Origin of the sequence: Azoarcus sp. PA01 (assembly GCA_001274695.2) — a bacterium.
Lineage (GTDB): Bacteria > Pseudomonadota > Gammaproteobacteria > Burkholderiales > Rhodocyclaceae > Aromatoleum.
This window is the reverse complement of the sequence record LARU01000002.1, coordinates 1,356,727-1,369,038: the sequence shown is the minus strand read 5'-3', so window position 1 is coordinate 1,369,038 and position 12,312 is coordinate 1,356,727. Positions and strand designations below refer to the sequence as shown.

Here is a 12,312-nt window from a genome sequence, read left to right as displayed (position 1 = left end):
GATGATGGAGTGACGGGGGGCGACAGCGGGCTGCGCGGCCTAACGCTCGCGTCCGAACAGGCCGGCCGGGCGCAGCAGCAGCACGATTCCCATGATGACGAAGATCACGACCGCGGAAGCTTCCGGATAGAACACGCGCGTCAGCCCTTCGATGAGCCCGAGGCCGAGGCCGGTGACGATCGAGCCCATGATCGAACCCATGCCGCCAATGACGACGACGGCGAACACGACGATGATCAGGTTCGAGCCCATGACCGGGTTCACCTGGAACACCGGCGCGGCGAGCACGCCGGCAAACGCCGCGAGCGCGACGCCGAAGCCGTAGGTCAGCGTGATCATCAGCGGCACGTTGATGCCGAAGGCCTGCAGCAGCTGCGGGTTCTCGGTGCCGGCGCGCAGGTACGAGCCGAGCTTCGTGCGCTCGATGATGTACCAGCTGCCGAAGCACACGACGAGCGACACCGCGATGACCCACGCGCGGTATTTCGGCAGGAACATGAAACCAAGGTTGAAGCCGCCGGCAAGCAGCTCGGGCACCGGGTAGCTTTCGCCGGAAATGCCGAAGCGATAGCGGAAGAGGCCTTCGATGATCAGCGCGAGGCCGAAAGTCAGCAGCAGCCCGTACAGGTGATCGAGCCGGTACAGGTGCTTGAGCATCGTGCGCTCGATGATCATGCCGAAAATGCCGACGACCAGCGGCACCGCGACCAGCGCGACCCAGTAGTTGATGCCGAGGTAGGTCAGGCCGATCCACGCGACGAACGCGCCCATCATATACAGCGCGCCGTGCGAGAAATTGATGATGTTGAGCAGACCGAAAATGATCGCCAGCCCGAGGCTCAGGATCGCGTAGAACGAGCCGTTGATGAGCCCGATCAGCAGCTGCCCCATCAGGGCCTGGATCGGAATGCCGAAAATGTCCATAGCGGGCGGCCTGGTTGCGGCGCCGGACGTCCGGCGCTGACGGGCACGCGATGCGCGCCGCAGGCCGGACCCCGGAAGCCGGGTCGGAAAGCTATTTCTTCATCAGCGGGCAAGTGCTTTCCGCGGGCGTGATGAACGCCTCCGCGCCCGGGATCACTTGGCGGATGTGGTAGTAGTCCCACGGATACTTCGACTCCGACGGCTTCTTCACCTGCGCGAGGTACATGTCATGGACCATGCGGCCGTCGGCCCGCACCTGGCCGTTCTTTGCGAAGAAGTCATTGACCGGAGTCTCGCGCATCTTCGCCATCACCGCTTTCGCTTCGTCGGTGCCTGCGCTCCTGACCGCTTTCAGGTAGTGATAGACGGTCGAATAGTCGGCCGCCTGCACCATCGTCGGCATGCGCTTCATCTTGTCGAAATAGCGCTTCGACCAGGCGCGCGTCTCGTCGTTGTGGTCCCAGTAGAAGCCGGTCGTCAGGTACATCCCGGCCGTCGCGTCGAGCCCGAGGCTATGCACGTCCGAGATGAACATCAGCAGTCCGGCGAGCGACTGCTTCGGCGTGATGCCGAACTCGCGCGCCTGCTTGATCGAATTGATCGTGTCGTTGCCGGCGTTGGCCAGACCGATGACCTGTGCGCCGGAAGCCTGCGCACTCAGGAGGAAGGACGAGAAATCGCTGCCCGGGAACGGATGGCGCACGCTGCCGAGCACTTTGCCGCCGCTCTTCTTCACGACGTCGGAGGTGTTCTTCTCCAGCGAGTGGCCGAACGCGTAGTCGGCGGTGATGAAGTACCAGGTCTTGCCGCCTTGCTGCACGACCGCTTTCGCGGTGCCGACCGGCAGCGAATAGGTGTCGTACGCCCAGTGCACCGTCGTGTCGTTGCACTGCTCGTTGGTGATCGGGGTCGAGCCCGCGCCGGTCACGAGCGAGATGCGGTTCTTCTCGTTCGCGACCTTCATCACCGCGAGCGCGGTCGAGGTCGTGACGAGGTCGACGATCGCGTCGACCTTCTGCGTGTCGATCCACTCGCGCGCCTTGTTCGCCGAGATGTCCGCCTTGTTCTGGTGGTCGGCGGAGACCATCTCGATCTTGAAGTCCGGTTTTTCGTTCGCGATGAAGTCCTCGATCGCCATCCGCGTCGCCTCGACCGCGCCGGGGCCGGCGAGGTCGGAATACGTGCCCGACATGTCGGTCAGCACGCCGAGCTTGACGACGCCGTCGCTGATCGTCGCCGACTGCGCGAGCATCGGTTGCGCGGCCAGCGCCGCCGCGGCGATCGCTGATGCCAGAGTCCTGGGTTTCATTTTTCTCCTCCTTGTTGGTCCACCGTGCTCACACGCCCAGCAGTTTTTGCAGCAGCTGCATCTTCGAATCGAGTTCGTCCTTCGTCACCGTCGCGACGATGCGGCCGTGCTCGATGACGTAATGCCGGTCGGCGAGCGGCGCGGCGAAGCGGAAGTTCTGCTCGACCATGATGATCGTCAGTCCCTTCGCCTTCAGGCTCGTGATGACGCGAGCGAGCGTCTGCACGATCACCGGCGCGAGGCCTTCGGTGATTTCGTCGAGCAGCAGCAGCCGCGCGCCGGTGCGCAGGATGCGCGCCATCGCGAGCATCTGCTGTTCGCCGCCGGAGAGCCGGCTGCCCGGGCTGTGCCGGCGCTCCTGCAGGTTCGGGAACATCTCGTAGATCTCGTCGAGCGACATGCCGCTGCTGTTCACGGCGGGAGGCAGCAACAGGTTCTCCTCGGCCGACAGGCTCGCGTAGATGCCGCGCTCCTCGGGGCAGTAGCCGACGCCGAGGTGGGCGATGCGGTGGGTCGGCAGGTCGATGACCTGCCGGCCGTTGATCATGATCGAGCCGGTGCGTCGGCCGGTGAGCCCGAGGATCGCTTTGAGCGTCGTCGTGCGCCCGGCGCCGTTGCGTCCGAGCAGCGTCACGAGTTCGCCGCGGTTCACGCTGAAATCGATGCCGTGCAGGATGTGCGATTCGCCGTAGAACGCATGCAGGTCGCTGACCCGCAGCATCTCGACGTCGGGATTGTCGCGGGCGCTGGCGTCAGGCATGTTCGGTACCCATGTAGGCTTCGAGCACGCGCGGGTCGCGCGACACCTCCTCGTACGGCCCTTCGGCGAGCACGGCGCCGCGCTGCAGCACCGTGATCGTGTCGCAGATGTGCGAGACGACGCTGAGGTTGTGTTCGACCATCAGCACCGTGCGCTTCGCCGACACGCGCTTGATGAGGTCCGCGACGCGGCCGACATCTTCGTGGCCCATGCCTTGCGTCGGCTCGTCGAGCAGCATCATCTCGGGTTCGAGCGCGAGCGTGGTCGCGATTTCCAGCGCGCGCTTGCGCCCGTAAGGCAGTTCGACGGTGGTCGCGTCGGCGAACGACTGCAGGTCGACCGCTTCGAGCAACTCCATCGCGCGCCCGTTCAGGACGTCGAGACTCTTGTCCGAGCGCCAGAAATGGAAAGTCGTGCCGAGCTTGCGCTGCAGCGCGACGCGCACGTTGTCGCGGACGCTCAGGTGCGGGAACACCGCGGAGATCTGGAACGAACGCACGATCCCGCGCCGCGCGATCTGCGCGGACTTCTCGTGCGTGATGTCCTGCCCGTTGTAGTGGATCGTGCCGCGGGTCGGCGTGAGGAACTTCGTCAGGAGGTTGAAGACGGTCGTCTTGCCCGCTCCGTTCGGCCCGATCAGTGCGTGGATCGAGCCGCGCCGCACTTTGAGGTTGACCTTGTCGACGGCGACGAAACCCTTGAACTCCTTCGTCAGGTCTCGTGTTTCGAGAATGAAGTCCGTGCTCATCGCGTCTGACAGATCCTGCCTCACTCGTGGGAAGCTGAACTGTGCCGGCGAGCCTGCGCCGACGCCGATTGGATCACCGCCGGCGACAGGACGGGGCGTCCCGTCAGCGATGAGTCTCGATGCTCAGGGTATATGGAAATTCAATTCCGGGCGGAACTAAGCTAACACCCGGGTGGGGGGCGTCAACGCGACGAGGATAGGGGTGAACCCGCATCGCCGGGCGCTTTGCGGGCGGCTGCCCACACGGCGCGGGCGGTACTGCCGGCATGCGCCGAGGGCATGCCGATTGCTTGGGATGCGAGCGGCGGTGCTTTCGCGGCCGAGCGCTGGGGCGCCGCAGGCGCCATGCGAACGAGATGCGCCGGCCGGCATTGCGGGGCCGGGTCCGCGAAAAGGATTCCCGGCCCGGTTTCTCCGCCAGCGGCGATCAGTCGATCGCCGAGGCCGATCGGGCCTGCTCGCGCAGCACGAATTTCTGGATCTTGCCGGTCGAGGTCTTCGGCAGCACGCAGAATTCGACGTGCTTGGGCACCTTGTAGCGGGCGAGGTGCTCGCGGCAATGGGCGATGATGTCGTGGACGGTGACCGCCACACCGTCCTTGACCTCGATGTACGCCGCCGGCACTTCGCCCCATTTCTCGTCGGGCTTCGCGACGACTGCGGCCGTCATCACCGCCGGGTGGCGGTACAGCGCTTCCTCGACTTCGAGGGACGAGATGTTCTCGCCGCCCGAGATGATGACGTCCTTGGAGCGGTCCTTGATCTTGACGTAGCCGTCCGGGTGCATCACCGCGAGGTCGCCGGTGTGGAACCAGCCTCCGGCGAACGCTTCGTCGCTCGCTTTCTCGTTCTTCAGGTAGCCTTTCATGACGAGGTTGCCGCGGAACATGATCTCGCCCATCGTCTCGCCGTCGGCCGGCACCGCCACCATCGTTTCGGGGTCGAGCACCGCGATCGCTTCCTGCATGTGGTAACGCACGCCCTGGCGGCCGTTGCGCTCGGCGCGACGGTCGATCGGCAGCTCGTCCCACGCCGGGTGCTTCGCGCACACCGACGCCGGCCCGTACGTTTCGGTCAGCCCGTAGACGTGCGTGATGTCGAAGCCGATGCGCTCCATGCCCTCGATGATCGCGGCCGGCGGCGCAGCGCCGGCGATCAGCGCCGAAACCTTGTGCGTGATGCCGTCGCGCAGGCCTGCGGGCGCGTTGATCAGCATGCCGTGCACGATCGGCGCGCCGCAGAAATGGCTCACCTTGTGCGTGCGGATCAGCTCGTAGATCAGCGCGACATCGATCTTGCGCAGGCACACGTTGATGCCGGCGTTGGCGGCCATCGTCCACGGGAAGCACCAGCCGTTGCAGTGGAACATCGGCAGCGTCCACAGATACACCGCATGCTGCGGCATGCCCCAGCTGATGATGTTCGACGCCGCGTTGAGGTACGCGCCGCGGTGGTGATAGACGACGCCTTTCGGGTTGCCGGTGGTGCCGGACGTGTAGTTCAGCGCGATCGCATCCCATTCGTCGGACGGCAGGCTCCACGCGAACTCCGGGTCGCCGGCGGCGAGGAATTCTTCGTACTCGATCGCGCCGAGCCGGTCGGTGCCCGGGTATTCGGCGTCGAGCGCATCGATGACGAGCGGTTTGGGCCCGTCGAGCCGCTCGAGCGCGGGCCCGACGAGCGACGCGAACTCGGGGTCGGTGATCAGCACTTTCGCTTCGCCGTGCGCGAGCATGAAGGCGATCGCTTCCGGGTCGAGGCGAGTGTTGAGGGTGTTGAGCACCGCGCCGATCATAGGCACGCCGAAGTGCGCTTCGAACATCGGCGGGACGTTCGGCAGCATCACCGCGACGGTATCGCCCCGGCCGACGCCGTGCTGCACCAGCGCGCTCGCGAGACGGCGGCAGCGCGCATAGGTTTCCTGCCACGTGAAGCGGCGGGCGCCGTGGATCACCGCGGTGCGCTGCGGGTACACCTGGGCCGAGCGTTCGATGAAGCTCAGCGGCGACAGCGGGACGTAGTTCGCGGCGTTCTTTGCCAGACCTTGAGCATACGGGCTATTCGACAATTCTTTCTCCTGGGGCGGTCGTTCCGATGGGCCCACGCGAGCGGCGAACGTGAGCGTGCACGATCAAGCATCGCAACAAACCTTGTCGCAAATTGCGCGCGAATGTACTCAATCTTGTCGTCGCTCCAGCGGCGTCGGGACGGGCGCTAGAATCGGGCGGAACAGCCATGAAGCGCCGCGCGGCAAGCGGCGGCGCGCGACGGGAAAAAGTATGGACATCGACGACAGGCCTGCGCAGCCCCGAGACCCCCCGCCGAGAACCGGCGCCTGCGCGACATCATGGACGCCGTGCCGGCGCATATCGCCTATTTCGACGACAGCTGGACGTATCGCTACGCGAACAAGGCGTACGCGGCGTGGTTCGGACGGGAAAGCGCTCAGGTCGTCGGCCGGCGCATCGTCGAGGTCGTGCCCGCGGAAGTGTTCGACGCGGTGCGCGAGCCGCTCGCCCGCGCGCTGGGCGGCGAGCGGGTGACCTACGAATATTCGATGAGCGATGCGGCAGGGCGCACGCTATACGCGCGCAGCACGCTGGTGCCCGAGCTCGGCGTCGGCGGCGAAGTGCTCGGCTGCTACGTCCACGCGGTCGACACCACCGAGCAGCGCCGCACCCAGCGCGCCCTCGCGCAGGCGCAGAAAATGGAGGCGATCGGCCAGCTCAGCGGGGGGCTCGCGCACGATTTCAACAACATGCTGACCGTCGTCATGGGCAATCTCGCGGGCCTGCGGGAAGCGCGCCCGGACGACGCCGCGATCGAGGAATTCGTCGCGCCGGCGATGCAGGCTGCGCAGGGCGGCGCGCAGCTGATCGAGCGGCTGCTGACATTCTCGCGCCAGCAGCCGCTCGCGCCGCGCCCGGTCGAAGTCAACGAACTCATTCTGGGCATGGCGAAGCTGATCCGGCGCTCGCTGCCCGAAACCATCGCGCTGCACACGGCGAGCCGCAATGCCGAACTGGTCGCGATGACCGACGCGCACCAGCTCGAGAGCACGCTGCTCAACCTTGCCCTCAACGCACGCGACGCGATGCCCGAAGGCGGGGAGCTGCGCATCGAGTCCGCAGTCGAGACGCTCGATGCAGCCGCTGCCGCGGAGCTGGATATTCCGCCAGGCGACTACGTGCAGGTGACGGTCCGCGATACCGGCACCGGGATGGATGCGACGACCGTGGCGCACGTGTTCGAACCGTTCTTCACGACGAAACGTTTCGGCATGGGCAGCGGGCTGGGCCTGCCGATGGTGTATGGCTTCGCGCGTCAGTCGGGCGGAGCGGTACGCATTCGCAGCCGCCAGGCCTGCGGCACCGCAGTCGCGCTGTTGCTGCCGCGGACGCTCGCGAGTCCTGCCGCAGCGGGGGAAGCGGGCACTGCGGCGCCCGCGACGCCTCTTGCGGGGCAGCTGGTGCTGCTCGTCGAGGACGACCCGGAGGTGCGCACCATCGTGCGCAAGCAGCTCGCCGCGCTCGGCTGTTCGGTGCTGGAAGCCGAAAACGGCCAGGAAGCGGCCGACATCGTCGAGAACGTGGCAGCGATCTCGCTCGTGCTGTCGGACGTCGTGATGCCCGGCGGACTCGACGGGTGCGGGCTGACGCGCTTCATTCGCCGCTTTCGGCCCGGCCTCCCGGTGATCCTGATGAGCGGCTACGTGGACAGGGCCGATGCGATCACCAAGGATCTCGGCGTTCCGCTGCTCGCTAAGCCTTTCAGCAAGGAGAGACTGTCGGCTATGCTGGACGCAATCTGTCGCTGACCGAATTGCGGAGCCCGTGCCGTGCCGAACAAGCCGAAGGAAACGATCCACGTCGTCGAGGACGACCCTGCGGTCGCCCGGCTGATGGCCCAGACGCTCGAGAAATTCGGCTTCGAGGCACAATTTTTCGCGACCGGCGCGGATTTCCTGCGGCGGCTCGATGCCGACCCTCCGCGCCTGTGCGTTCTCGATCTCGGCCTGCCCGACATGGACGGCCTCGACATCCTCAGCCACGTCCGCGCCCGTCATGGCTTCGGCCTGCTGATCGTCACCGGCCGCGGCGACACCCATGACCGCGTGACGGGGCTCGAGCTGGGCGCCGACGACTACATGGTCAAGCCGTTCGAGCCGCGCGAATTCATCGCCCGGGTGCGCAGCATCCTGCGGCGCTATCGCGAGCCGCATGCGGCCGACGCACCGGCGAGCGGCGTGCGCATCGCGGAATTCGCCGGCTGGCGCTTCGAGCCGGGCAACAACGCCCTCACTTCCCCCGGCGGCGAAACCGAGACGCTGAGCATGGCCGAAGCCCGGCTGCTCGGCGCGTTGCTCCAGCGTCCCAACCAGATCCTCACCCGCGAGCAGCTCCTCGGCGGGCGCGACGTCGCGGCGCTCGACCGCAGCATCGACCTGCGCATCTCGCGGCTGCGCAAGCGTCTCGAAGAAAACCCGCTTCACCCCAAGCTGATCAAGACCGTGTACGGCGCAGGCTACCTGTTCTCGGCGAACGTGGACTGGCTGTAAGCACTGCCGACCGTGCCCCCGGCCGGGGACGCGGTTGCGCGCCGCGGCGGCGATGTAACGACATGTACGCGCCGGAACCCGCCTCCTTGCGTCCCGTCGAATTCGGACTGATCCCAGCAAGGAGCTTGCGATGGCCACCGAACCGGCTCGACCCGAGACTCATCCCGGCGACCAGGCCCCTCCCGGCACGCCGGGAACCGGCGAGAACACCTGCCGCGCCTGCAAGGGCACCGGAGTCGTCGACGACAAACCCTGCAGCGAGTGCGGCGGCACCGGCGTCGTCATTGAAGGAATCGGGGGAGCATAGACAGGAGGAAGCACAAATGGCCGAACCTCACACGCGAAAGTCGGATACAGCCGACAATCCCCAGTCTTCCGCAGCGAACCCTCCGAAGCCCGGCACGCAGGGTGAGGATGCCCGCAGCGACAAGGAAAAGCAGCGCGAGAATCAGCAGCGCATGGGCGTGACGCCCGAGCACAAGACCGAAGACATGGAGAAGAAGCACCGCGGCACGTTCCCGTGAGCGAGTGCGCGGCGCAGCTCACTTCACCGACACGACGCGCACTTCGCCGTGCTTGCGCGTCACATGCAGCGTCACGTCCTGGGCGCGGCGGTAGAGCGTCAGATCGACCGAGCCGCTCGGGATCTGAAGGCCGCGGATCGTGACGTGGTCGAGGAAGCCGGGCAGCGCCGCGTTGTCGAACACGATCTCGGCGGTTTCCGGCCGGAAGGACAGGCCCAGACACGCCTGCAGCAGATAGAACACCGTCGCGCTCGCCCAGGCCTGCGGCAAGCAGGCCACGGGGTACAGCGTCGGGCCTTCGCCGGGGCGCTGGCCGAAGCCGCAGAACAGCTCGGGCAGGCGGTACAGATCCATGAACACGCTCGACTCGAACATCCCTTCCATGACCCGCAGTGCTTCGCGCTTGAGGCCATAGCGGGCGAAACCACCCGCGACGAGCGCGTTGTCGTGCGGCCAGATCGAGCCGTTGTGGTACGACATCGGGTTGTAGCGCGCTTCGCGGCTCGACAGCGTGCGGATGCCCCAGCCCGAGAACATGTCCTCGGCGAGCAGCGTGCGCGCGACCACCGCCGCTTTGTCGGCGCCCGCGATGCCGGAGAACAGCGCGTGACCGGCATTCGACGAACGCACGGTGCACGGGCGCTTCGCGCCGTCGAGCGCGATCGCGTAGGTGCCGAGCGACGCGACCCAGAACGCCTGATCGAAGCGCGTGCGGAGCGTTTTCGCTTGCCGTTCGAGCGTCGCGGCGCGCTGCGGGTCGCCGAGCAGGGCGGCGAAACGCGCGGCGTAGCGCTTCGCCTCGTAGACGTAGCCCTGGACTTCGCACAGCGCAACGGGTGGCTCGACGAGGCGGCCGTCGGCGTAGAACACCGAGTCGTCGGAGTCCTTCCAGCCCTGTTGCTGCAACCCCTTGCTGCTGTGGCGCGCGTATTCGACGAAGCCGTCGCCGTCGGCGTCGCCGTAGGTGTCGATCCACCCGAGCGCGCGCTCGATGTTCGGCCACAGCGCCGCGATCAGGTCGCGGTCGCCGGTGCGCTCCCAGTACGCGCCGGCGAGCACGACGAACAGCGGAGTGGCATCGACGCTGCCGTAGTAGCGGTCGAACGGGATCTCGCCGAGGTTGGCGAGTTCGCCGGTGCGCGTCTCGTGCAGGATCTTGCCCGGCTCCGCGTCGCGTTCGGGGTTTTTTTCGTGCGCCTGGGTCGCGGCGAGAAATTGCAGCACGCCTTTGGCGAGCTGCGGGTTGACCCACAGATACTGCAGCGCGGTGATGATGCCGTCGCGCCCGAACGGCGTGCTGAACCACGGCACGCCCGCGTACGGGTAAGGGCCGTCGGCGGTTTCGGTCGTCAGCATGCGCAGGTCGGCGAACGAGCGGTTCAGCCAGCTGTTGAACTGCTGGTTCGAAGTGTCGATCGCGCAGTCGCTCTCGTCCCACGCATGCAGCTGGTTCTTGTTGCGCGCGTACGCCTGCTCGTAGGTGCACACCGCGCATTCGCCTTCGACTTCGCAGGTCACCGACACGAACAGGTCACGCGACTGCTGCGGTTCGAGCCGCAACGCGAACGTCAGCTGCGACGCGTCGGCGCTGCACGGCGGCTGATCGAATCCGATCCGCGTGCGGCGCGTCAGCCCGTCGCGGCCGCGGTAACCGAGCACGATCTCGCGCGCGCCGACGGTCGGCGGCGCCAGCTCGCCGACTTGTGCGCGCTGAAAGCCCCGCACCTCGAAAATGTCCGCATAGTCGGCGGCAAATTCCAGGGTCAGCGTCAGGTCGAGCGGTTCGCGGCCGTAGTTCATCACCCGCAGGTGCTCGTAGAGCACCGCTTCCCACAGCAGCTTGCCGCGAAACACGTGCACCGTGCCTTTGTCGATCGCTCGGCTGCCGGCAGTGAAGTCGGGGTTGGTCAGGTCGACGGCGAGCAGGCTGTTGTCCTGCTTCATCGTCGAGTTGAGCAACATCGGTCTGACGCCGTTCAGCAGCAGCCGCTGCTGCGACATGAAACGCGTGCCGCCGTGGTAGAGCCCCTGCTCGGCGATGCCGATGTGGCGGATGTCGCCGTAGCGGTCGAACAGCGCGAACGTGTCGCCCTGCTTGAGCACGCGCGTGCGGTCGTCGGCGAGCGACGAAGTGGCGAGCACGTACCAGCGGTCGTCGATCTGGATTGCGTCCTGCATCGAAAGCCTTCATGCCCCGGCCGGTGCGGCCTTCAGCTGCTGTGTTATCAATTCACGATAGACGCGCAGGTAGTTGCCCGCCATCGCCGACGCGGTGAACCGCTCCTCGAACGCTTTGCGGCAGGCTTCGCGGTCGATGAGGTCGATCGACGCGATCGCCCGTTCGGCCTGGTCGAGGCTGCCGACGATGAAGCCGCTGACGCCTTCGCGCAGCACTTCGGGCACCGAGCCGCAATGCCAGGCGATGACCGGCGTGCCGCACGCGAGCGACTCGATCATCGCCAGGCCGAACGGCTCGGGCCAGTCGATCAGGAACAGCAGCGCCGCGGCGCCGCCGAGGAACGCCGCTTTTTCCGCTTCGGCGATCTCGCCGAGGTACTCGACGTGCGGCTGCGCGAGCAGCGGTTCGATCTGTTCGTCGAAGTAGCGCTGATCGACGGGCGCGACCTTGGCCGCGATGCGCAGCGGCAGGCCGACCCGGCGCGCGACCTCGATCGCCCGGTCGACGCGCTTCTCCGGCGAGATGCGCCCGAGGAACGCGAGGTAGCGCCCGGGTCCGGGCGAGAACGGCAGCAGGGTCGTCGGCAGGCCGTGATGCACGGTCGCCTGCCAGTTGAGCCACGCCAGCGGGCGCCGCTGGTGGTCGGAAATCGAGATCACCGGCATTTCGCTGAATTCACGATACAGCGGCACCAGGTCCGGAATGTCGAGCCGCCCGTGCAGCGTCGTGACATGCGGCACGGCCAGGCGGCGCGACAGCGGGAAATGCAGATAATCGATGTGAAAGTGGATCAGATCGAAGTTGTGCGCCTCGCGCACCACGTGCTCGAGCATCAGCACGTGGTGCGCGAGCTGGTCGATGCATTCGGGGTCGAGCCGCAGGCTCTGGCGCGCGACGGGGCGCAGGCTTGCGCGCGTCTGCGAATCGCCGCTCGCATACAGCGTCACGTCGTGTCCCTGCGCGACGAGCTCCTCGGTGAGGTAGGACACGACCCGTTCCGTTCCGCCGTAGTACTTCGGCGGGACACTTTCGAACAGGGGGGAGACCTGCGCGATTCTCAATGCTCGGACCTCGATCGACTCAGGCAGCGGCCACTCCCGCAGCCAACGAAGCTGCAACGGGCGTGCGCCCGAACTGCCCGCCGAGTTCAGCAAATGCTGTGCCGCGCGCCGAACGCATGCCTGCGCAGGCCCCGCGACCGGGCGCATGCAAAAACTACGGGTCATTGAAAGAACTCCCGCCGCGCGTACCGTTGCCCGGCCACCGCTCGGCGACACCGCTCGACGGCATCATGGGCGACGAGCCGCGCG

11 protein-coding genes are annotated in these 12,312 nt (G+C 66.7%); 4 read left to right on the top strand and 7 right to left on the bottom strand.

Going from position 1 to position 12,312, the window contains the following annotated elements:
- Window positions 1-39: 39 nt before the first annotated feature.
- The 5 genes from PA01_07295 to PA01_07275 form a co-directional block, all read right to left on the bottom strand.
- Complete coding sequence (locus tag PA01_07295; protein KON81434.1) at window positions 40-924, bottom strand: branched-chain amino acid ABC transporter permease; 885 nt, start codon at window positions 922-924, stop codon at window positions 40-42.
- Between the two features lie 91 nt (window positions 925-1,015).
- Window positions 1,016-2,233: an ABC transporter substrate-binding protein gene (locus tag PA01_07290; GenBank protein KON81433.1), complete on the bottom strand. Its 1,218-nt coding sequence runs from the start codon at window positions 2,231-2,233 to the stop codon at window positions 1,016-1,018.
- 28 nt (window positions 2,234-2,261) lie between these two features.
- Window positions 2,262-2,993, bottom strand: a complete 732-nt coding sequence (locus PA01_07285; protein ID KON81432.1) for an ABC transporter ATP-binding protein — start codon at window positions 2,991-2,993, stop codon at window positions 2,262-2,264.
- Window positions 2,986-3,741, bottom strand: coding sequence for an ABC transporter ATP-binding protein (locus tag PA01_07280; GenBank protein ID KON81431.1), 756 nt, complete (start codon window positions 3,739-3,741; stop codon window positions 2,986-2,988). The genes PA01_07285 and PA01_07280 overlap by 8 nt, the downstream gene beginning before the upstream one ends.
- Window positions 3,742-4,168: 427 nt before the next feature.
- Window positions 4,169-5,809, bottom strand: a complete 1,641-nt coding sequence (locus tag PA01_07275) for an acyl-CoA synthetase (protein ID KON81430.1) — start codon at window positions 5,807-5,809, stop codon at window positions 4,169-4,171.
- Window positions 5,810-6,088: 279 nt separating this feature from the next.
- On the opposite strand from PA01_07275, the gene PA01_07270 reads away from it, so the two are divergent.
- From PA01_07270 to PA01_07260, 4 genes are all read left to right on the top strand, one after another.
- On the top strand, window positions 6,089-7,558 hold the full coding sequence (locus tag PA01_07270; protein KON81429.2) for a PAS domain-containing protein: 1,470 nt from the start codon (window positions 6,089-6,091) through the stop codon (window positions 7,556-7,558).
- Window positions 7,559-7,579: 21 nt separating this feature from the next.
- Window positions 7,580-8,299: a response regulator transcription factor gene (locus tag PA01_07265; protein ID KON81428.1), complete on the top strand. Its 720-nt coding sequence runs from the start codon at window positions 7,580-7,582 to the stop codon at window positions 8,297-8,299.
- 130 nt (window positions 8,300-8,429) lie between these two features.
- A complete protein-coding gene (locus PA01_18700; GenBank protein KAI5913072.1) occupies window positions 8,430-8,606 on the top strand; it encodes a hypothetical protein in 177 nt (58 codons plus the stop codon).
- A gap of 16 nt (window positions 8,607-8,622) precedes the next feature.
- Complete coding sequence (locus PA01_07260; GenBank protein KON81427.1) at window positions 8,623-8,823, top strand: hypothetical protein; 201 nt, start codon at window positions 8,623-8,625, stop codon at window positions 8,821-8,823.
- 18 nt (window positions 8,824-8,841) lie between these two features.
- Here PA01_07260 and PA01_07255 read toward each other — a convergent pair whose 3' ends face one another.
- Both PA01_07255 and PA01_07250 read right to left on the bottom strand, forming a co-directional pair.
- A complete protein-coding gene (locus PA01_07255) occupies window positions 8,842-11,001 on the bottom strand; it encodes an amylo-alpha-1,6-glucosidase (protein KON81426.1) in 2,160 nt (719 codons plus the stop codon).
- 9 nt (window positions 11,002-11,010) lie between these two features.
- On the bottom strand, window positions 11,011-12,210 hold the full coding sequence (locus PA01_07250) for a glycosyltransferase family 4 protein (protein ID KON82366.2): 1,200 nt from the start codon (window positions 12,208-12,210) through the stop codon (window positions 11,011-11,013).
- Window positions 12,211-12,312: the final 102 nt, after the last annotated feature.

Excerpts from the sequence above, each read along its gene's own strand:
- PA01_07295 (KON81434.1), bottom strand. The coding sequence starts at position 924 with ATGGACATTTTCGGCATTCCGATCCAGGCCCTGATGGGGCAGCTGCTG.
- PA01_07290 (KON81433.1), bottom strand. The coding sequence starts at position 2,233 with ATGAAACCCAGGACTCTGGCATCAGCGATCGCCGCGGCGGCGCTGGCC.
- PA01_07285 (KON81432.1), bottom strand. The coding sequence starts at position 2,993 with ATGCCTGACGCCAGCGCCCGCGACAATCCCGACGTCGAGATGCTGCGG.
- PA01_07280 (KON81431.1), bottom strand. The coding sequence starts at position 3,741 with ATGAGCACGGACTTCATTCTCGAAACACGAGACCTGACGAAGGAGTTC.
- PA01_07270 (KON81429.2), top strand. The coding sequence starts at position 6,089 with ATGGACGCCGTGCCGGCGCATATCGCCTATTTCGACGACAGCTGGACG.
- PA01_18700 (KAI5913072.1), top strand. The coding sequence starts at position 8,430 with ATGGCCACCGAACCGGCTCGACCCGAGACTCATCCCGGCGACCAGGCC.
- PA01_07260 (KON81427.1), top strand. The coding sequence starts at position 8,623 with ATGGCCGAACCTCACACGCGAAAGTCGGATACAGCCGACAATCCCCAG.
- PA01_07255 (KON81426.1), bottom strand. The coding sequence starts at position 11,001 with ATGCAGGACGCAATCCAGATCGACGACCGCTGGTACGTGCTCGCCACT.
- PA01_07250 (KON82366.2), bottom strand. The coding sequence starts at position 12,210 with ATGCGCCCGGTCGCGGGGCCTGCGCAGGCATGCGTTCGGCGCGCGGCA.